At 62.6% G+C, this 19,253-nt stretch carries 19 protein-coding genes; 5 read left to right on the forward strand and 14 right to left on the reverse strand.

All coding sequences use genetic code 11. The features are described from left to right. Nucleotides 1-3 precede the first annotated feature (3 nt). Nucleotides 4-738: a DnaA regulatory inactivator Hda gene (gene hda, locus FGL86_RS15250; RefSeq protein ID WP_147185511.1), complete on the reverse strand. Its 735-nt coding sequence runs from the start codon at nucleotides 736-738 to the stop codon at nucleotides 4-6. Then, complete coding sequence (locus FGL86_RS15255; RefSeq protein ID WP_147185512.1) at nucleotides 735-1,814, reverse strand: AI-2E family transporter; 1,080 nt, start codon at nucleotides 1,812-1,814, stop codon at nucleotides 735-737. The genes hda and FGL86_RS15255 overlap by 4 nt, the downstream gene beginning before the upstream one ends. Before the next feature lie 192 nt (nucleotides 1,815-2,006). Between FGL86_RS15255 and purM the strand changes: the two genes are divergently transcribed. Together purM and purN are read left to right on the forward strand one after the other, a co-directional pair. Further along, entirely contained in the window at nucleotides 2,007-3,095 is a 1,089-nt protein-coding gene (purM, locus tag FGL86_RS15260) for a phosphoribosylformylglycinamidine cyclo-ligase (protein ID WP_147185514.1), read from the forward strand. 13 nt (nucleotides 3,096-3,108) lie between these two features. Then, nucleotides 3,109-3,831, forward strand: a complete 723-nt coding sequence (gene purN / locus FGL86_RS15265) for a phosphoribosylglycinamide formyltransferase (protein WP_147185516.1) — start codon at nucleotides 3,109-3,111, stop codon at nucleotides 3,829-3,831. 54 nt (nucleotides 3,832-3,885) lie between these two features. Here purN and lipA read toward each other — a convergent pair whose 3' ends face one another. The 12 genes from lipA to FGL86_RS15325 all read right to left on the reverse strand — a co-directional run bounded on the left by lipA (nucleotide 3,886) and on the right by FGL86_RS15325 (nucleotide 15,759). After that, nucleotides 3,886-4,923: a lipoyl synthase gene (gene lipA / locus FGL86_RS15270; protein WP_147185518.1), complete on the reverse strand. Its 1,038-nt coding sequence runs from the start codon at nucleotides 4,921-4,923 to the stop codon at nucleotides 3,886-3,888. Nucleotides 4,924-4,930: 7 nt separating this feature from the next. Then, entirely contained in the window at nucleotides 4,931-5,629 is a 699-nt protein-coding gene (gene lipB / locus FGL86_RS15275; protein WP_147186235.1) for a lipoyl(octanoyl) transferase LipB, read from the reverse strand. Between the two features lie 56 nt (nucleotides 5,630-5,685). Beyond that, the gene (locus tag FGL86_RS15280; RefSeq protein WP_147185520.1) at nucleotides 5,686-6,003 is read right to left on the reverse strand and encodes an HP0495 family protein; all 318 of its coding nucleotides are present in this window, start codon (nucleotides 6,001-6,003) and stop codon (nucleotides 5,686-5,688) included. Between the two features lie 233 nt (nucleotides 6,004-6,236). Next, on the reverse strand, nucleotides 6,237-7,430 hold the full coding sequence (locus tag FGL86_RS15285; protein WP_147185522.1) for a D-alanyl-D-alanine carboxypeptidase family protein: 1,194 nt from the start codon (nucleotides 7,428-7,430) through the stop codon (nucleotides 6,237-6,239). Between the two features lie 78 nt (nucleotides 7,431-7,508). Further along, on the reverse strand, nucleotides 7,509-8,402 hold the full coding sequence (locus tag FGL86_RS15290) for a septal ring lytic transglycosylase RlpA family protein (RefSeq protein ID WP_147185524.1): 894 nt from the start codon (nucleotides 8,400-8,402) through the stop codon (nucleotides 7,509-7,511). Beyond that, the gene (gene mltB, locus FGL86_RS15295) at nucleotides 8,399-9,490 is read right to left on the reverse strand and encodes a lytic murein transglycosylase B (RefSeq protein WP_246131658.1); all 1,092 of its coding nucleotides are present in this window, start codon (nucleotides 9,488-9,490) and stop codon (nucleotides 8,399-8,401) included. Before mltB ends, FGL86_RS15290 begins: the two co-directional genes overlap by 4 nt. A 41-nt stretch (nucleotides 9,491-9,531) precedes the next feature. Further along, nucleotides 9,532-10,632 carry a rod shape-determining protein RodA gene (gene rodA, locus FGL86_RS15300; RefSeq protein WP_246131812.1) on the reverse strand — a complete coding sequence of 367 codons (1,101 nt, stop codon included), beginning with the start codon at nucleotides 10,630-10,632 and terminating at the stop codon, nucleotides 9,532-9,534. 83 nt (nucleotides 10,633-10,715) lie between these two features. Next, the gene (gene mrdA / locus FGL86_RS15305) at nucleotides 10,716-12,638 is read right to left on the reverse strand and encodes a penicillin-binding protein 2 (protein ID WP_147185527.1); all 1,923 of its coding nucleotides are present in this window, start codon (nucleotides 12,636-12,638) and stop codon (nucleotides 10,716-10,718) included. 204 nt (nucleotides 12,639-12,842) lie between these two features. Continuing rightward, nucleotides 12,843-13,310, reverse strand: a complete 468-nt coding sequence (rlmH, locus tag FGL86_RS15310) for a 23S rRNA (pseudouridine(1915)-N(3))-methyltransferase RlmH (RefSeq protein WP_147185529.1) — start codon at nucleotides 13,308-13,310, stop codon at nucleotides 12,843-12,845. Next, nucleotides 13,307-13,672, reverse strand: a complete 366-nt coding sequence (rsfS, locus tag FGL86_RS15315; RefSeq protein WP_147185531.1) for a ribosome silencing factor — start codon at nucleotides 13,670-13,672, stop codon at nucleotides 13,307-13,309. Before rsfS ends, rlmH begins: the two co-directional genes overlap by 4 nt. A gap of 160 nt (nucleotides 13,673-13,832) precedes the next feature. After that, nucleotides 13,833-14,486, reverse strand: a complete 654-nt coding sequence (gene nadD / locus FGL86_RS15320; protein WP_147186237.1) for a nicotinate-nucleotide adenylyltransferase — start codon at nucleotides 14,484-14,486, stop codon at nucleotides 13,833-13,835. 34 nt (nucleotides 14,487-14,520) lie between these two features. Beyond that, nucleotides 14,521-15,759, reverse strand: a complete 1,239-nt coding sequence (locus FGL86_RS15325; protein WP_246131659.1) for a glutamate-5-semialdehyde dehydrogenase — start codon at nucleotides 15,757-15,759, stop codon at nucleotides 14,521-14,523. A gap of 257 nt (nucleotides 15,760-16,016) precedes the next feature. Here FGL86_RS15325 and FGL86_RS15330 point away from each other — a divergent pair, with 257 nt between their 5' ends. From FGL86_RS15330 to FGL86_RS15340, 3 genes are read left to right on the forward strand one after another with little or no spacing between them, the layout of a single operon-like run. Then, a complete protein-coding gene (locus FGL86_RS15330; protein WP_147185535.1) occupies nucleotides 16,017-16,907 on the forward strand; it encodes a hypothetical protein in 891 nt (296 codons plus the stop codon). Next, a complete protein-coding gene (locus tag FGL86_RS15335; protein WP_147185537.1) occupies nucleotides 16,904-17,848 on the forward strand; it encodes a GGDEF domain-containing protein in 945 nt (314 codons plus the stop codon). Before FGL86_RS15330 ends, FGL86_RS15335 begins: the two co-directional genes overlap by 4 nt. A gap of 5 nt (nucleotides 17,849-17,853) precedes the next feature. Continuing rightward, nucleotides 17,854-19,251, forward strand: coding sequence for a bifunctional DedA family/phosphatase PAP2 family protein (locus FGL86_RS15340; RefSeq protein WP_342780089.1), 1,398 nt, complete (start codon nucleotides 17,854-17,856; stop codon nucleotides 19,249-19,251). Nucleotides 19,252-19,253 lie beyond the last annotated feature (2 nt).

Genomic DNA, 19,253 nt, shown 5'->3' on the forward strand with positions numbered 1-19,253 from the left:
AGCTCACCAGCCCAGCACCCGCTTGACGAAGGGGATGGTCAGCTTGCGCTGGGCGGAAAGAGAGGCATGATCGAGGGACTCGAGCATTGCAAAGAGCTCATCCAGTCGCCTGGGGCCGCGATGCAGGATGTAGCGGGCGACTTCCTCCGACAAGCTCATGCCCCGGTCCCGCGCCCGCAGCTTGAGCGCCTCCAGACGCCCCGGGTCGTCCAGGGACTGCACATGAAAGGTGACGCCCCAGCCGAGCCGGGACGCCAGGTCCGGCAGCTTTACAGCGAGCTGGCGGGGCGCCGCCCGGGCGGAAACGATCAGCCGCTTGTCCGCGTCCCGCAGCCGGTTGAAGCAGTGAAACAACGCCTCCTCCCAGCGGCTGCGGCCCAGCACGCACTCCAGATCGTCGATGGCCACCAGATCGAGACGTTCGATGTTCTCGAGCATCAGCGGCGGAAAGTGTCCCAGCTCTTCCAGGGGAAGATAGAGGGCGCGCAGATCTCGAGCGCTGGCCTGGTGGCAGGCGGCCTGCAGCAGGTGACTGCGTCCGACGCTTTCGCCTCCCCACAGGAAAACGAAAGGCTCGCCCCGGGAGTCGAACTGGTTTCGCAACGCCTCGACCAGGGAAGCATTGGCGCCGGGATGAAAGTTGGCGAAGGTCGCGGTATCGCGCAGGCCGACCCGAAGTGGCAGCTGATGACCCGACGGCGGCCGAACGGCGCCGGAACGAGGCGTCGACGCTTTCAAGACGGCTCCTTGGCGGACATGTTCTTGCGGTTTTTTGAGCCGTAAAGATCGCTTCCCTTGTAGCGCTCCAGCAGATAGCGCAGCAACACCATTACCACCGCGGCTACCGGCAGGGCCAGCAGCACGCCGGTGAAGCCGAACAGCTGGCCGCCGGCCAGCACGGCGAAGATCACCGCCACCGGGTGCAGGCCGATCTTGTCTCCCAGCAGTTTCGGCTGAAGCACCACGCTTTCCATCATCTGGCCGAAGGCGAAGACACCGCCCACCCCTAGGAGAATCAGCAGGCTCTCGAACTGAAAGAAAGCGACCAGGGCGGCCACGCTGATGCCGACGATCACCCCGAGATAGGGCACGATGCTGGCAAGCCCGGCCAGCAGGCCGATCAGCACCCCAAAGCGCACCCCCAGAAGCGTCAGGCCCACCGCGTAGATGATGCCCAGACACAGCATCACCAGCAGCTGTCCGCGCAGGAAGGACGACAGCACCTCGTCGCATTGTTTTGCCAGGCGAACAATTTCCGGCTCCCAGTTGCGCGGCAGGCAGGCGCGCAGGTTGGCGGTCATGCGATCCCAGTCGAGCAGCAGATAGAAGGTGACTACCGGAATCAACGCCAGATTGCCGATCAGCGCCACCAGCGCCAGGCCGGAGCGGGAGACCTGAGCGAGCAGAGTCGCTGCGACGCTGCCGGTTTCCTTCCAGTTGTCGACGAGTATCTGGCGCATGTTGTCGATATCCGTGCCCAGGTCGAAACCGGTCAGGGACTGCACCCAAGGCACCGCGGTGTTCTGAATCCACAGATAGACAAGCGGCAGCGCCTCGAGCAGCTGCCCTAGCTGGCGCCCGAGAATCGGCACGATGAACAGCAGGGCAAGCCCGAAGATCAGCGTCAACACCAGAAAGACCACGCTGACCGCCAGGCGTCGGGACAGCCCCCAGGCTTCCAGACGGTCCGCCAGGGGATCGCCGAGATAAGCCAGTACCATGCTGACGAAAAACGGCATCAAAATCGGCTCGATCAGTATCATCAGCCATATCAAGGCCACCGTCGCGGCGAGTATCCACCACTTTCTAGGCATCGAGGATTTCCTGTTGGTTCGTTCTCGCTTGTGGATTCGAAGCTGCCGGTTCGGTGCTCATGATACGCTTTTCTTCGCCTGCCTATCAGCCTGTCACCGCTGACAACGGGGTTCTCATGAACGATGCGACACCCTGGGGGTGATGCTACAATTCCCGCCTTCTTCAGGCAGGCATCGCGACAGGACTTTTTCATGACCCCCGATCATCCTTCTTCTTCCAACGGCGCCGGTTCGAACCCGAGGCCCTCGCTCAGCTACAGGGATGCCGGAGTGGATATCGATGCCGGCAACGCCTTGGTGGAGCGTATCAAGGGCGTCGCCAAGCGCACCACGCGCCCGGAAGTGCTGGGCGGCCTGGGAGGATTCGGCGCCCTGTGCGAACTGCCCGGCGGCTACCGGGAGCCGGTACTGGTCTCCGGCACCGACGGGGTGGGCACCAAGCTGCGCCTGGCGATGGATTTCGGCCGACACGATACCATCGGTATCGATCTGGTGGCGATGTGCGTCAACGACCTGGTCGTAGCCGGCGCTGAGCCGCTGTTCTTCCTCGACTATTACGCCACCGGCAAGCTCGATGTGGAAATCGCCGCGGACGTGGTCACGGGCATCGGCGAAGGCTGCGCCCAGGCGGGCTGCGCCCTGGTGGGCGGCGAAACCGCGGAGATGCCCGGCATGTACGCGGGCAACGACTACGACCTGGCGGGGTTCTGCGTCGGCGTGGTGGAGAAATCCGAGATCATCGACGGCAGCCGGGTGAGCGAAGGCGACGTGCTGCTGGGGCTTGCCTCTTCCGGTCCGCATTCCAACGGCTACTCGCTGATTCGCAAGATTCTCGAGATCAGCGGCCAGCCGCTGGATACCCAGGTAGATGGCGTGGCGCTGCGAGACGCCCTGCTGGCGCCGACGCGCATCTACGTCAAGGCGCTGCTGTCCTTGATTCGTGAAAGCGACGTTGCAGTACACGGCCTGTGCCATATCACCGGCGGCGGCCTGAGCGAGAACCTGCCTCGAGTGCTGCCGGAGCACTTGGCGGCGCACCTCGACACCCAGGCCTGGCCGCGACCCGAGGTCTTCGACTGGCTCCAGCGGCAGGGCAACGTGGCCGCGGAGGAAATGTATCGCGTGCTCAACTGCGGTATCGGCATGGTGGCGGTGGTGCCCGGAGAACAGGCGGAGCAGGCTATTCGCCACCTGCGGGAACAAGGCGAAAGCGTTTATCGCCTAGGTAGCATCGTCGAGCGTGACGGAGACGGCCCTCAAGTGCTGCTCGAGAATCTGTGAAGGAGGCTCGGCCATGAACACGGACAATCGTCAAGGATTCGACCCGGAAAGCGTCGGGCGTCGTCGGGTGGTGGTGTTGATTTCCGGCAACGGCAGCAACCTGCAGGCGCTCATCGACGCTCAGTCCTACGATGAACTGGGCGGCGAGATCGTCGCGGTGATTTCCAATCAGGTGGATGCCCATGGTCTCAAGCGCGCCAAGGACGCGGGTATCGACGCGGTCGCCCTGCCCCACCGCGAATACGAAAGCCGTGACGCCTTCGATGGCGCCTTGATCAAGGTGATCGAACGCCACGAGCCGGACCTGGTGGTACTGGCGGGCTTCATGCGCATCCTGAGCCCACGCTTCGTTGCCCGCTTCGCCGGCAGGCTCTTGAATATTCATCCTTCCCTGCTACCTGCCTACACCGGCTTGAACACTCACGCCCGGGTGCTGGCGGATGGCGCACTGGAACACGGCGCCAGCGTCCATTTCGTCACCGACGAGCTGGATGGCGGCCCGGTGGCCATCCAGGCGGCGCTCAAGGTCGAGCCCGGCGATGATGAAGAAACGCTCAAGCGGAAGATTCACGCCCGAGAACACCTGATCTACCCGATCGCGGTGCGCTGGTTTCTCGAAGGAAGACTGAAACTCGATGAGGAAGGTCACGCCACACTGGACGGCACGAAGCTGCCGCCCCAGGGGTTAAGGCTTTCTCACGAGGACGCGCTCGAGGAGTTGGACGAAGACGAATGAAAATGGCCCCGCTGATCAGCGGGGCCATTTTTTACTGGAAACGCAGTTGACAGCCTATTTGACCTCGACGCCGTGAGCCTGCTTGTCCGCGTGATAGGAAGAACGCACTAGCGGGCCGGAGGCCACGTGAGTGAAGCCCATCGCCTTGCCCTGCTCCGCGAACCAGTCGAAGGACTTCGGGTGTACCCAGCGATCCACAGGCAGATGGTTGCGAGAGGGCTGCATGTATTGCCCCAGCGTCAGCATGTCGACATTGTGAGCGCGCAGGTCGTGCATCACCTCGATCACCTGCTCGTCGGTTTCGCCGACCCCCAGCATCAGGCCGGACTTGGTCAGCACTTCCGAGCGGCGAGCCTTGTAGCCTTTCAGCAGGTCCAGGGACCACTGGTAGTCCGCCCCGGGGCGCACCCGGCGATACAGTGAGGGCACGGTTTCCAGATTGTGATTGAACACATCCGGCGGCGTCTGCTCGAGAATATCCAGCGCCACTTCCATGCGTCCGCGGAAATCCGGCACCAGCACCTCGATTTCGATATGGGGGCTGTCGTTGCGAATCTCGCGAATGCAGTTGGCAATGTGCTGCGCGCCGCCGTCGCGTAGATCGTCCCGGTCCACGGAGGTCACCACCACGTACTTGAGGCGCATCTCGGCGATGGCTTCCGCCAGCTCTCGCGGCTCCTTTTCGTTGAGGGCATTGGGGCGGCCGTGAGCCACGTCGCAGAAGGGACAGCGGCGAGTACAGATATCCCCCATGACCATGAAGGTCGCGGTGCCGCCGTTGAAGCACTCCCCCAGGTTGGGACAGGAGGCTTCCTCGCAAACCGTGTGCAGGCCATGCTTGCGAACGGTGTTCTTGATGCGCGTGACTTCCGTTGAAATCGGCATACGCACCCGCAGCCACTCGGGTTTCTTGGGCAGCGTCTCGGTAGGAATTATCTTGACCGGAATACGCGCCACCTTCTCGGCGCCACGCAGCTTGACACCGCGTTCCGCCCGCGCCTGCTTGGCACGCGCGGCCTTGGCGGCGGCGGCTTTTATGGCAGCGGCCTGGATGGCGGCTTTATCGGAGGATACGGCAGTCGTCTCGGTCATGGTTCGGTTATCCCGCGGTTCGTGAAAGCGCGGCGGACGCCGTCAGGCTTGGCGGCATGTCGCGCTCTTCAACAAGAGTGATAGGAGCGTGAAATGAATGATTGAGCGTGTCGGTGAAACAGCGTATCAGCCGCGTGGCTTCCTGTGTCATATTCGGCGAATTTGATATCAGATCCGCCAGTTGGGTCATTTCGAGACCGGCGTAGCCACAAGGATTGATTCGCGAAAACGGCGAAAGATCCATATCGACATTGAACGCGACGCCGTGAAAGCTGCAACCGCGGCGAATCCGCAGCCCCAGGGAAGCGATCTTGGCATCACCCACATAGACGCCCGGCGCATCCCGACGCGCTCGAGCTTCCACATCCTGTTCCGAAAGCGCGGCAATCACCGCGTTCTCCAGAGCGCTGACCAGTTCGCGCACGCCCAGATGCAGACGCTTGACGTTCAGCAGCGGATACAGCACCAGCTGGCCGGGCCCGTGATAGGTCACTTGCCCGCCGCGATCCGTCTGCACCACGGGGATATCGCCAGGCAACAGCAGATGTTCCGGGCGCCCGGCCTGGCCCTGAGTGAATACCGGCCAATGCTCCACCAGCCATAGCTGATCTCGTGAATTCGCATCGCGCTGATCCGTGAATTCACGCATGGCCCGCCAGACCGTCTCGTAGGGCTGACAGCCCAGACGATAGACATCGAATTCCATGTCCTGATCTTTTGGATCCGAAGTCGACTTGACTGGCTCTTCATGAAAGCGAGCGGTCATATCACCATATGCACCTGGCCGGTGGCTTTCAATTCGTCGAACAACGCCTTGAGCTGGGCTTCCCCGCTGGCATTGATGGTCAGGCGCACGGACTGGAACCTGCCGTTGCGACTGTCCACCACCTGAGCGTCGGCGGGGTCGAATGTCGGATCGTGACGAAGGACAATGGCCGTCACCAGATCGACGAAATCATCCCCCGCATCGCCCACCACCTTGAGAGAATAGGCGCAGGGGAAGGTCACCTTGGGCGAGCTTCCCTTGGCGGTTTCCAGACGCAGATCTCGCAATGAATCCTTGGAAGGCTGATGCGTCATAAATATGCTCTAACAGGTTCTCGGCAAATATTCGACTTATTATACCCGACCATTCTACTCAACAATTCATTTGTCGCCAAACTCTAGCCAATCTCAGCCAAGCGCCTTGTAATAACGTCAAATCACCGGTAGGCCGGCCTCGAAAGAAGGTCTTTTGTCATGGATGACAAAAGTAGCGCCCAAGGATGGGTTCACAGCGCCTTCGCTCGAGGTCGGCCTACCGATAGTCATTATTAATCAAACAGGCCAGCAAAAAACTTGCGTACTGTGTCGAGCAGGCGCTTGAAGAAACCGCCCTCCTCGACGCCTTCCAGCGCAAGCAAGGGACGGGTTTCAATCACCTTGTCGTCGAGTTTGATTTCCAGGGTGCCTAGCTCCTGTCCGGCCTCGATGGGCGCGTCCAAGGACGCCGGCAAATCAAGGCTCGTTGTCACCGCCTCGCTCTTGCCCCGGGGAACCACCAGCTTGACCGCCTGATCGACGCCCACCCTTACGGTATCTTCACTGCCGCCCCAGACCCGGGGCGTCGCCAGCACCGCGTCCTGCTCGTAGACGTCCAGGGGCTCGAAGAAGCGGAAACCGTAGCTCAGGAGTTTCTGGGTTTCCTGAGCGCGGGCTTCCGTGGATTTGGTGCCCATGACCACGGAGATCAACCGCATGTCATCACGCTTGGCGGAGGCCACCAGACAATAACCCGCTGCTTCCGTATGGCCGGTTTTCAGGCCGTCGACGCTGTTGTCCCGCCACAGCAACAGGTTGCGGTTGGGCTGGCGAATGTCGTTGTAGGTGAAGTATTTCTCGGAATAGAGCGCGTAGTGCGCCGGATAGTCATTGATGATGTGTCGAGAAAGCCGCGCCAGATCGCGAGCCGAGGCATAGTGATCCTCGTCGGGCAGGCCGGTGGCATTCATGAAGTGCGTGTTGTCCATTCCGATACGGCGCGCCTGCTGATTCATCAGATCCGCGAAGGCGGACTCGCCGCCGGCGATATGCTCCGCCAGGGCGACGCTGGCATCGTTGCCAGACTGGATGATCACGCCCTTGAGCAGATCATCGACGCTGACCTGGGTGCCTTCCTGAATGAACATCTTGGAGCCGCCGGTACGCCAGGCGTTGACACTGATGCTGACCTGATCCTCCGCGCTCAGCTTGCCATTTTCGATTTCATGCTCCACCAGATAGGCAGTCATCAGCTTGGTCAGGCTGGCCGGCGGCAGCGCCTCGTCCGCGTTGTGCTCGATCAGCACCTCGCCGCTTGCCGCGTCCATCAATATCCAGGAGGACGCCGCCAGGCTCGGCGGTGACGGCACCATGCTGGGCAACTTGTCCACCTGCTGGGCCTGTACCGGCAACGTCAGCGTCAGCAGGCTCAGCAAGGCAGCCGGTACGAGGCGGCGCGCGGCCGTGAAAGACGAAAACACACTCATTACGCTACTTCTCTTGGTTGGGTTGGCTAGGTTGGAATTATCGGCAAACTACGGCAGCAGGCCCTCACCCGCGAAGCACTAGCGTGCCGTATCGATGACCAGGGTTTTGGGAAATCCCGCCTGACGCAGGGTCGCGCGCAGCGGTTCGAGTTCACCGGGGCCGTTGACCGGCCCCACCTGCACTCGATGCAGACGCTCGTCGCTTTCCACCCGTACCGGCGTGGAGAGCTCGTTCTGCAGCCGCGCCTTCAGCGAACGGGCGCTATCCATGGAACCAAGCGCCGCCACCTGAAGATAGACCGGGGCGCCGGCGGTGGAAGACGCCGACTGGGCGGGGCGAGTTTCCGCCGGTGGCGGCGTGGCGGCGACGACCCCGGGCCCGGCGTCCTGCCGACGAGCAGCCTGCCAGGCGACCGGGTCGATGGCGTCCACCTGCACCCGGCCTGTGCCGCGACCGAGGATATCCAGCTTCGCCGCCGCCGCGTAGGACAGATCGATTTCGCGATCCTCGTGAAACGGTCCGCGATCGTTGATACGCACGATCACCGAACGCTGGTTGTCCAGATTGGTGACCCGGGCATAGGTGGGTAGCGGCAGCGTCTTGTGGGCGGCGGTCATCTCGTACATGTCGTAGATATCGCCGCTGGCGGTGGCGTAACCCTGAAACTTCTCGCCATACCAGGAAGCGGTGCCCTGACGGCTGTAGCCGCTGGCATCATCGAGCACGCGGTAGGTCTTTCCCCAGACGCTGTAGACCGGCTTGTTGCCGCCGGCGGCTCTAGGCTCTACCCGGGGCACCGCGTTCGGCACCTTGGCCACGTCCGGGGGAAGCTCCGGGTAAGCGTCGCTTTGCATGGCGTAGCGTCCGCCGGCGTCGACGGGCTTGTCCGCCGTGTCCGGGCGCGTACCGCCGCCCCCGGAACAGCCCGCCAGCAGCGTCGCGGCCCCGAGCAAAATCAAGATGGCTTTCATGAGTTGGCTCCTTGCATTTTGCCCGGTTGGGGCTGGCTCAGCGTCTCCGCCTTCTCGCGCAACTGGGCGATGGCATCCGCCAGTTCGCACACCGCCATGGCATAGAGATGGCTATGGTTATAGCGGGTAATCACGTAGAAGTTGTTCAACCCGAGCCGATAGCGATATTGATCGTCGGCGTAATCCAGCGCCAGGGGAATGACCTGGCGATCCGCAGCCAGCGGTTCCGGCCCGGCCGGAACGATGCCTTTTTCACCTAGACTCGCCAGGGTCGCGTAGGGGGGCTTGGTCTGGTTGAAGGCGACGTCCCGAGGCAACTCCTCTGGCCCCTGGGCGTCCAGCACCACCCCCTCTTCCTCTCGCCAGCCGTGCACGGCGAAATAGTTGGCGATGCTGCCGATGGCATCCACCGGGTTATGCCACAGGTCACGATGGCCGTCGCCGTCGAAATCCACCGCGTAGGCCTGATAGCTGGTGGGAATGAACTGCGGATAGCCCATGGCCCCGGCGTAGGATCCCTTAAGCGTGGCGGGATCTACCTCCTCATCGTGAGAGATGGTCAGAAAGGCCGCCAGTTCGCGGCGAAAGAAGCCGCCGCGCTGCGGATGGTGAAACGCCAGGGTCGCCAAGGAGTCGAGCACTCGATGCTTGCCGGTCACTCGGCCATAGTCGGTTTCCACCCCCAGGATGGCGGCGATGAATTCCGCGGGCACGCCATATTCCTCTCGGGCGCGGTCGAAGGCGTTCTTGTGAGTGGCGATGAACGCAGCGCCACGCAGAATGCGTGCCGGCTTCATGAAGATATTGCGATATTCGTCCCAGCGCAGATTACGCTCCGCGGCACCAGCCATGGCGTCGAGCACTTCCTGACGGTAATGCGCCTCTTTCATGACGGCTTCAAGCCAGTTTCGGGACAGGCCCTGGGTGCTCAGGCTATCGACCAGCGCTTTCACCGGCGGCTGCTTTTCAGGGTCGAAGTTCTTTTCTGCATCCGCATCAGCCCCCAGTGCGACACTTAGCGGCGCGAGGCATAACAGCATCAAGGATAGCCGTGCAATGTCCAGCATCCGCGCCTTGCCTTTCAACATGGAACCTTCCCTCATCAATACGTTGCTCCTGGCTTGAATCGCTAGCGCGACGATCGTCGCCGATGGTGGGCGTAAATGGCCATGAGAATACCGAAACCCGCCAGCAAGGTCACGCTGGAGGTGCCGCCGTAGCTGACCAAGGGCAAGGGGACTCCCACCACCGGCAGAATGCCGCTGACCATGCCGACATTGACGAAAACATAGATGAAGAACGTCAAGATGATACTGCCCGCCAGCAGACGTCCGAAACTGTCCTGGGCCTGATTGGCGAGCCACAGCCCGCGCATCACGATCAACAGATACAGGCATAGCACCAGCAGCATGCCGAACAGACCGAATTCCTCCCCCAGCACCGCGACGATGAAATCCGTGTGACGCTCCGGCAGGAATTCCAGCTGGGACTGGGTGCCCTGCAGCCATCCCTTGCCCCAGATACCGCCGCTGCCAAGCGCCGTGGTGGACTGAATGATATTCCAGCCGGCGCCCAGCGGGTCGCTCTCCGGATGCAGAAACGTCAACACCCGCTGGCGCTGGTAGTTGTGCATGGTGAACCAAAGAAGCGGCAGCGCGCCGCCGATCAGCACGCCGAGAAACAGGATGAAACGCCAGGTCAGGCCCGCCAGCAGTACCACGAACATGCCGGCGCAAGCCACCAGCAGCGCGGTGCCCAGATCCGGCTGCCGGGCGATCAGGATCACCGGCGCCGCCATGATCAGCGCGCATACCCCCAGATCCGCGAAGCTCGGCGGCAGATGGCGCCGGGCCAGATAGGTCGCCACCATCATCGGCATGGCAAGCTTCATCAGCTCGGAGGGCTGAAAGCGCATGAGGCCAGGAATGACCAGCCAGCGCTGAGCGCCCATGCCGATGTCGCCCATGATTTCCACGGCGACCAGCATGGCCAGAGTCAACCCATAGACCAGCGGCGTCCAGCGCATCAGCGTGCGAGGCGTAAGCTGGGCAATGATGCCCATGGCCGCCAGCGCCACGCCCAGCCGGCTGGTCTGGGCGATCACCGTCGCCATGCGCTGGCCGCTGGCGCTGTACAGCACGACCAGTCCGCCCGCCAGCAGCAGCAGAAGCATCAGCATCAGCCAAGGATCGAGGGACAGGCGATCCCACAGGCTGCGACGCCCCGCCATGCTGCCCGGCGGCGCCCCCAGCAGGCGTCGTGATGCGTGGTGAGCCGCGAAAGGAGGCCTGTTTGCCAACGTCGTCAGTCCCATCAGCCTTCGACCCCCCCGGGAGTTTTCTGCGTCGTTACGGATGTATTGTCGTTCCCTGCCCGCTGAAGCCGCGGCAGGTGCTTGAAGTCCAGCAGCCATTTGTCCGTCATGGCCCGGGCCAGATGCGCCGCGTGACTGCTGCCGCCACCGGCGTTCTCGACGATCACCGCCACGGCGATCTGCGGATCTTCCACCGGCGCGAAGGCCATGAACAACGCATGATCACGCAACCGTTCCGCCAGTTCCTCGGCGTTGTATTTCTCGTCCTTGCCCAGGGAAAACACCTGGGCGGTACCGGACTTGCCCGCCATGCGATACTTGAGCCCTTGTCCGCTGCGCCGGGCGGTGCCTTCGCGGCCGGACAACACGGCTTCCATGCCGTCGATGACATCTTGCCACCAGCCAGCGTCGGCCAGTTCGATATCTGGCTCGATCTTCGTCCTGTCCATCCTCACTTCTTTATCCCCGACTCTGGCCGCCAGATGCGGCGGTACCCGATGCCCGCGATTGGCCAGCAGCGCCGTGGCGCTGGCCAGCTGCAGCGGCGTGATCTGCCAATAGCCCTGGCCGATACCCGCGGACAGGGTCTCGCCGGGATACCAGGGCATGTCGAAGCGCCCGCGCTTCCACTCCCGGGAAGGCAGCAGCCCCGGGCTTTCTCCGTAGATATCCTCGGCGACCCGCTCTCCGAATCCGAAGCGGCGCAGCTGGCGGGAAATACCGTCGATACCCAGTTCGTGAGCCAGTGAATAAAAATAGGTGTTGTTGGAGACTTCCAGCGCCCGCTCCAGATCGACCCGTCCGTGCCCCCAGCGCAGCCAGTTGCGATAGCGCCGAGAATCGTTGGGCAACTGATAGTAACCGGGATCACGAATCGTCGTGCGCGGCGTGATCCTACCCTCGCTCAAGCCGGCGATGGCCATGAAGGGCTTGATCGTCGACCCTGGCGGGTAGTGGCCGCGGGTGGCGCGATTGAACAGCGGCAGATCGATGTCGTCCTGCAGTTCGCGATAGTTCGCCACGCTGATGCCGGTGACGAACTGATTGCTGTCGAAGCCCGGCGTCGACACCATGGCCAGGATATCGCCGGTGGCGGGTTCGATGGCGACGATCGATCCTCGGCGTCCGCCCAGCAGATCCACCGCCAGTTGCTGCATGCGCTTGTCCAGGGTCAGGGTCAGATCCTGACCGGGCACGGGATCGCTACGCTCGAGTTCCCTCAATACTCTGCCCCGGGCGTTGGTTTCGATCTTGCGTAGCCCCGCCTTGCCGTGCAGCGCGTCTTCGTAAAAGCGCTCGACCCCGGTCTTGCCGATAAAATGGGTGCCGGCATAGTTTCCCGAGTCAAGCCGCTCGAGTTCATCGGTATTGATGCGCCCCACGAAACCCAGGGCGTGGGACATGATCTCGGGGTCCGGATAGTAGCGCAGCAGCTGCCCCTCGACCTCGACGCCGGGAAGCCGATAGCGATTGACCGCGAGCCGCGCGATCTGCCGGGCATCCAGGTCGCTCATCAAGAGCGCCGGCTGGTAGGGTCGCTGGCGCTGGCGCGAGCGTTGACGAAAGGCTTCGATCTCCTTCTCCGGAAGCTCCAGCAGTTCCGCCAGCAGTTCGAGAGTGGCATCGAGATCGTCGGCCCGCTCCCGTACCAGGGTCAGGTTGTAGGTGGGCCGATTCTCCGCCAGCAGCTCCCCGCGACGATCGAAAATCAGCCCCCGGGTGGGCGGCAGCGGCTCGACTCTTACCCGATTCTTTTCAGAGCGGGTGATATAGACATCGTGCTGCATGACCTGCAGATAGACCAACCGACTCGCCAGCACCCCGATCAATACAAGCACCGCCAGCGCCGCCACCCAAGAGCGTACGCGAATCAGCTGCATTTCCTGATGAGCATTCTTCAGGGTGTGGCGAGGTCTAGGCATGGTTGGGGCTAGGTATACCGAAAACTATTCGAGGGCAGCAAAACGCGAGGCGCGACATGGAGGCACAATACCAGATCAGGACCATCCTTAGACTTAGAAAAACCAGAAAAAATAGCGCATTTAGATAAGACGCCTGATTCAAACTTACGAACGGTCAGATTTCATCCATGTCTGGCCGGCGTAAAACGCAAAATGAACATGCGCTCAGCGATGATAAGGATGGCCGACCAGCAGGGTCCAGGCACGATACAGCTGCTCAGCCAGGATCAGTCGAACCAGGGGATGTGGCAAGGTCAACGGAGACAGCGACCAGCACTGATCCACGCCGGCGGTCAGCACCGGGTCCAGCCCGTCCGGCCCCCCCACCAGCAGGGCAACATCGCGCCCTTCCAGACGCCAGAGATCCGCTTCTTTCGCCAGCCGCTCGGTGCTCCAGGGCTGGCCCTTGACCTCCAGAGCAACCCGATGCTCGTTGTCCCGCAGTCGCTCGCGCATGCGCGCGCCCTCTTGCGCCACCGCCCGGGTCACGTCCGTATGCTTGCCGCGGCTACCCAGGGCGATCTCGTGGATTTCCAGGGAAAAGTCTCGAGGCAGGCGTTTGCGGTATTCCTCGACGCCCTGTTCGACCCAGGCGGGCATGCGTGTGCCTACCGCCAGAAGGCGTATCTTCACCCCTGGCTGCCGCTGCGCTGCATTTCGTCCAGATCACTGGGCAGATCCGACCAAAGCCGCTCCAGATCATAAAGCTGGCGGGTTTCCGGCATCATGACGTGAACCACCACGTTGCCCAGGTCCACCAGCACCCAGTCCGCGCCGTTCTTGCCCTCGACCCCCAGGGGCATGACGCCTTCCTGCTTGGCTCGCTCTACCACGTTGTTGGCCAGAGCGGACACATGGCGGCTGGAAGTTCCGCTGGCGACCATCATCAGGTCGGTGACGCTGATCAGACGGGAGACGTCGAGGGTGGCGATATCCTTGGCCTTGAGCTCTTCCAGGGCGTCGATTACTAGGGTCTTGAGCGCATCGTTATGCATGGCACCTCTTTGTATTGTCTTGAAAAAGATTCATATTTGACTCGATTCGGGCATTCTACTGAGTTTGACGCTATCGCGGCAGTATCGATCCTCTGGAAAAGAAAATCTTTGGGCTATTTCAAAACAGTTCATTTTCAAAACAGCTCATCTTCAAAATAGTTCATCGGCGCTGGACCGCACAGTGACGAAGTCCTGAATAGAGCCCTTGCATCTGGATATGTTCAATCACCGAAAGGGGCAGGAGATAGCGCACGCTGCGTTCTTCCAGCAGGCATTGGCGAATATGGGTGGCGGAAATCGCCAGGCGGCTGGGGAGCGCCAGCCTCAGCCAGCCGCCCCGAGGGGATTGCATGAGCTCGTCGCCGCTTCGTGCCTCGCGACCCTCGACCAGTGCTCTGACCGCTTGCGGCAGCTCATCCTCATGATCCGGGCGGTCCACCACCACCAGATGCGCCAGCTCGAAAAGCCGCTGCGGCTGATACCAGCGGTGCAGGGAAAGAAAGGCATCATGGCCCAGCATCATGATCAGCCGCGCCCGCGGCCCGTACTCCTCTCGCAGACTCGCCAGGGTATCCACGGAATAGGATGGCCCCTCCCGACGTAGCTCCCGATCGTCGGCGACGAGCCCCGGCGCACCCTCGACACCCAGGCGCAGCATGCTCAGACGCTGATCGCTGGAAACCCCCGGCGCTTCGCGGTGCGGCGGCACATGGGCGGGAATCATGTGCAGGCGATCGAGCCCCAGCGCCTCGCTCAGCTCGACGGCACTGCGCAAGTGGCCGTGATGCACTGGATCGAAGGTGCCGCCGAACATGCCGATACGCGGCGGGCGGTTTTCCCTCTCGGATTCAGCCACGGATCTGCCCGTCTCCCAACACCACGTACTTGCGGGTAGTCAACCCTTCCAGACCGACCGGCCCCCGGGCGTGCAGCTTGTCCGTGGAGATGCCGATCTCGGCCCCCAGCCCGTACTCGAAGCCGTCGGCGAAGCGCGTGGAGGCGTTGACCATCACCGAGCTCGAATCCACCTCCGCCAGGAAGCGTCGGGCCAGGGTGTAATTTTCGGTGACGATGGCATCCGTGTGGTGGGAACCGAAGCGCTCGATATGCGCGATCGCTTCATTCATGCCGTCCACCACTTTTATGGCCAGCACCGGCGCCAGATATTCCGCGCCCCAGTCCGACTCGCCCGCGCTGACGATATCGCCCAGGATATGACAGGTCTGTTCGCAGCCGCGCAGCTCCACCTCGTGTTCCGCATAGGCTTCCGCCAGGGCCGGGAGCAGTACTTCGGCGATCGGCGCATCCAGCAGCAGGGTTTCCATGGTATTGCAGGTACCGTAGCGCTGGGTCTTGGCGTTGACGGCGATGGCCAGCGCCTTGTCGAGGTCCGCCGTGGCGTCCACGTAGACATGGCAGACACCGTCAAGGTGCTTGATGACCGGCACCCGTGCCTCCCGGGAGATCCGCTCGATCAGCGACTTCCCTCCCCGAGGAATGATCACGTCGACGAATTCTTCCATGCGAATCAGGTGACCCACCGCCTCTCGATCCGTGGTTGCCACCACCTGGACCGTCGCCGGGGGTAGACCGGCCTCGCTCAGCCCCCCCTGAATACAGGCGGCGATCGCCGCGTTGCTGTCGCGGGCTTCGGAGCCGCCGCGCAAGATGCAAGCGTTGCCGGATTTCAGGCACAGGCTGGCGGCTTCCACGGTGACATTGGGCCGGGACTCGTAGATGATACCGATCACCCCCAGAGGCACTCGCATCTGTCCGACCTGAATGCCGCTGGGGCGGGAGCGAAGGCCGTCGATCTCGCCCACCGGATCCGGCAGCCCGGCGACCTGGGAGAGGCCTTCGATCATGGCGTCGATCCGCGAGTCGTCGAGGGCCAGGCGATCTAGCAGCGCCGCTTCGAGCCCGACTTCTTCGCCACGCTGGAGATCCGCCCGGTTGGCGTCCAGCAGGTCTTGACGCGAAGCTTCCAGATGACGGGCGATGGCTTGCAAGGCGGCATTCTTGGTGGCAGTGTCCTGGCGCCGTAGCAAGGTGGCTGCGTGACGCGCCTCCTGACCCATTAGTTGCATATATCTGCCAACGTCAGCATGGTTAAACTCATTACGAGTGCTATGCTCATGGGCTTGCGAATCACCATGGGCACGAGATTCGGCATGGGTTTGAAACTTGGATGGGGGCATACTGGAAGCACTCTCCTGGACGTTTGACGACCCGCTATTTTAGCTGCGGCTGTCAAGAAGACCCCGGCCAGCCTCATGGTTCGCGGCATACTGGTGTTTCGGGCAACGGCTGGGAAAATTTCGACTAGAGATCAATCATAAGGCGCATGGACAGCAAGTACAAAGCCGGGCTGAATCGGCTCACGATACTGATCGCCGCCGCGCTGCTCGCATGGCTCGCTGGCCGTGCTCCCAGCGCGCTCGCGACGGTCTTGCTGGGGCTGGCGGTGATCTGGCTACTGGCGACCGCCACCCAGATCGGCGCGAGTCACCGCTGGCCGACCCGCGCGCCCTGGCAGCTGGTGATGGGTCTGCTACTGGCCGCCCTGCTATGGTTCGAGCCGGCAACCTATGCCGCCTGGCTATGGGGCTTTCCAGTACTCTTGATGCTGCCGCAGCCGCGCTGGTCCGCGGCGACTTTCGTGCTGCTGGCGATGCTTGCCTGGTATCAGGTGCAGCAGACGTTGATCGACGACGGCAACGGCATTCAGGGCCTGTTCGTCGGGCTTTTGCTGTTCGTTCTAATGGTGCTTGGCCAGGGCCGGGCGATGAAGCTGATTCCGCTTTGGCAGCGCATCAAGCAACGGCGGCGGCTCCTGCCGCGAACTCGCCTGTGGTCGGAACTTCAACTGGCGGAAGACCTGCCTCGGGAAATCGCTCGCTGCCAGCGTGAAGGATCCCATGCGGATCTGCTGCTGCTGCAGGTTCCTCGGCACCAGTACTGGGCGGTGGTGGAGCAGTGCAATCTCAGCATTCATGAATTCGAGCACTGCTATCGGCTGGATCGCGAAACCCTGGCGGTCATCCTGATCAACCGCGATACAGAGCAGGCTCTCCAGCGGCGGCATACGCTGATGGAAAGCTTCTCCGCTGCATCTCGAGCGCGCATTGTCAAGCTGGCTTCCTCGTTGTCTCTCGACGCCGAGCATCAGGCGCTCAAGCAGCAATCCGTCCCCCTGCGGGTCGACGAGGAACCCCGACAAGAGGCCGAGCCGTGATCGAACGCAACGCGCCCTGGCCGAACCGGCTCATCGCCCTGGTCTATGTCTTCGGCATCCTGGTCATGGGCGGATATGCGCTATGGCACTATTTGATGGGGGACTACGGGCGCATCCTGCTGCCGGCGGTACTGACACTGCTGATGGCCGGTGCGGTGGTGCTGCGCCTGAGCAATCATCACGCCCGCTACCTGTCGAGCTACCTCGCGCTGTTCAGCTGCTATCTGCTTTGTGCCGTGGAACTGGCTCGCCTGCCCGGCGACCCGGGCTTGTGGAGCGGCCTTCCGCCGGTGCTGGCAATCCTGATGCTGCCGCTGGTGCCCGCGCTACTGTTGAACGTGCTGCTGGCCCCGGTATGGCTGGTGCTGCTGGGTCTGGAGCTCCCCGATCTCGATTCCCTGCTGACCTACGCGGCGCTGGTGATCACCGGCGCCCTGGCACCTTGGGAAAAGTATCGTCAGCGGGCGCTGGATATCCTGACCTCGCCCATGGACCAGGAGTGCAGCGCCTTAAGCACTACCGCCATCGTCGAGCAATTGCACGGTGAGCATCAGCGCGCTCAGTTGATGGGGCGGCCCCTCAGCGTGCTGGTCATCCATCTTCCCCAGCTGAAGATGGCCCAGGAGCAGTTCGGCGTTCAACTGCGTGGATCGTTGCTCGAGTGCTTCTGCCAGGTGGTCAGACAGGTAGGGCGAACCCAGGATCGTCTGGGGCGAACCCAGGCGTCCCTGTTCTGGCTGATTCTTCCCGGCACCCCGGCCAAGGGCGCCGAACACTTGCAGTACCGCCTGCTGGACGCGCTCAACGGAATGATCCTGGTGGATACCGTGGCCATCACCGCCAATGCAGGCATCTGTACCCTGCGCGCCGGCGAGACGTCGACGAGTTTCGAGACACGACTCAGGATCAAGGAGCAACATCTACTGGAGGCACGCACTTGAATCTTGTGGAATGGTTCTACGCCCAGGCGTTTTCTCCGGGAATGCTGCTTGCGCTGATTGCCGTCGTTTCTCTCGTGGAGAGTCTCGCTCTGGTCGGTCTGGCGGTGCCCGGCGTGGTGCTGATCACCGCCCTGGCTTCCCTGGCGGGCCATCAGGATATCGCCGCTGCCTTGATACTCTTGGCGGCCTTTGGGGGGGCGGTGGTCGGCGATGGATTGAGCTTTGCCCTGGGGAGCACCCAGCGCCAGCGCATCCCCGACATGTGGCCGTTTCGGCGTCATCCTCATTGGCTGGAGAGCGGCATCGGCTTCTTCGAACGCTATGGCAGCCTGTCCATCGTCTTCGCGCGTTTTGTCGGGCCGGTCAGACCGATCGTCCCCCTGGTGGCGGGCATGCTGTACATGCCCACCTGGAAATTCCTCTGGGCCAATGTCGGCTCCGCCCTGCTCTGGGCGCCCACCTATGTGCTGCCCGGCTATCTGCTGGGCCGCAACTGGCAGCGCCTGGTTGATATCCCCCCCGGCGCCGAGCGCTGGCTAAGCGTACTCGCGATTTGCGTGGTGGTGCTGGCGCTGGGCTTTTCCCTGCTGCGCCATCAGTTGACCCGGCGGGGTCGCCTGTATCGGCTGACCGCCAACCTCGCCCGCCGCTACCCTGCCACTCGCCGACTCTGGATAGCCATGCAAGCCCCCCGCCCCAGCGGGGAATTCCCCCTGGCCTCCCTGAGCCTGCTGATGCTTTCGCTGCTTGCGCTATGCCTGTGGACGCTGCTGGTGCTCGAATCCAACGGTCCTCTCGCCATGGACCTTCAGGTCAAGGCGCTCTTCGACCAGTGGCAGTCTCCCTTGCTGGTCACCCTGGGAGGCTACCTGGCGGAAGCCGGCGACACCCTGGGGGTGGTAGCGCTGATCCTGCCCTGGCTTCTGTGGCTGCTCTGGGCCCGGCATCTTTCCGCCTTTCTACACCTGTGCGCCGGGCTGGGGGGCATCGCCGTCGCCAACACCCTGTTCAAGCAACTGGTGGGCCGGGCGCGACCGGATACCCCGGACTATCTGACCGGCTCTTTTTCCTACCCAAGCGCTCACAGCTCCACCGCCATCGTGCTGTATGGCCTGGCGGCGGCGTTCATCGCTCAGGAGCTGCCCTATCGCCAGCGCATCTGGGCATACTGGATCGCCATCGCGATCTGCGTACCCATGGCCCTGTCGCGGCTGATGATCGGGGTGCACTGGACAAGTGACCTGATCGGCGGAGCCCTGCTGGGCCTGGTGGTCTGTGGCCTGGTGCGGGTCAGCTATCACCGCTTCGCCCATCGCTCCTTGGCGGACGCGCCCTGGATGGCCTTGGGAGTTGCCTCCCTCGGGCTGCTGACGCTGCGTCTTGCGCTGCTGCCACCGGTATGAGC

It is taken from the genome of Pistricoccus aurantiacus (assembly GCF_007954585.1).
Taxonomy (GTDB): Bacteria; Pseudomonadota; Gammaproteobacteria; order Pseudomonadales; family Halomonadaceae; genus Pistricoccus; species Pistricoccus aurantiacus.

Bases quoted from the DNA above. Each gene is read 5' to 3' on its own strand.
- FGL86_RS15255 (WP_147185512.1), bottom strand. From the start codon at position 1,814: ATGCCTAGAAAGTGGTGGATACTCGCCGCGACGGTGGCCTTGATATGG.
- purM (WP_147185514.1), top strand. From the start codon at position 2,007: ATGACCCCCGATCATCCTTCTTCTTCCAACGGCGCCGGTTCGAACCCG.
- purN (WP_147185516.1), top strand. From the start codon at position 3,109: ATGAACACGGACAATCGTCAAGGATTCGACCCGGAAAGCGTCGGGCGT.
- lipA (WP_147185518.1), bottom strand. From the start codon at position 4,923: ATGACCGAGACGACTGCCGTATCCTCCGATAAAGCCGCCATCCAGGCC.
- lipB (WP_147186235.1), bottom strand. From the start codon at position 5,629: ATGGAATTCGATGTCTATCGTCTGGGCTGTCAGCCCTACGAGACGGTC.
- FGL86_RS15280 (WP_147185520.1), bottom strand. From the start codon at position 6,003: ATGACGCATCAGCCTTCCAAGGATTCATTGCGAGATCTGCGTCTGGAA.
- FGL86_RS15285 (WP_147185522.1), bottom strand. From the start codon at position 7,430: ATGAGTGTGTTTTCGTCTTTCACGGCCGCGCGCCGCCTCGTACCGGCT.
- FGL86_RS15290 (WP_147185524.1), bottom strand. From the start codon at position 8,402: ATGAAAGCCATCTTGATTTTGCTCGGGGCCGCGACGCTGCTGGCGGGC.
- mltB (WP_246131658.1), bottom strand. From the start codon at position 9,490: ATGTTGAAAGGCAAGGCGCGGATGCTGGACATTGCACGGCTATCCTTG.
- rodA (WP_246131812.1), bottom strand. From the start codon at position 10,632: ATGGCGGGGCGTCGCAGCCTGTGGGATCGCCTGTCCCTCGATCCTTGG.
- mrdA (WP_147185527.1), bottom strand. From the start codon at position 12,638: ATGCCTAGACCTCGCCACACCCTGAAGAATGCTCATCAGGAAATGCAG.
- rsfS (WP_147185531.1), bottom strand. From the start codon at position 13,672: ATGCATAACGATGCGCTCAAGACCCTAGTAATCGACGCCCTGGAAGAG.
- nadD (WP_147186237.1), bottom strand. From the start codon at position 14,486: ATGTTCGGCGGCACCTTCGATCCAGTGCATCACGGCCACTTGCGCAGT.
- FGL86_RS15325 (WP_246131659.1), bottom strand. From the start codon at position 15,759: ATGCAACTAATGGGTCAGGAGGCGCGTCACGCAGCCACCTTGCTACGG.
- FGL86_RS15330 (WP_147185535.1), top strand. From the start codon at position 16,017: ATGGACAGCAAGTACAAAGCCGGGCTGAATCGGCTCACGATACTGATC.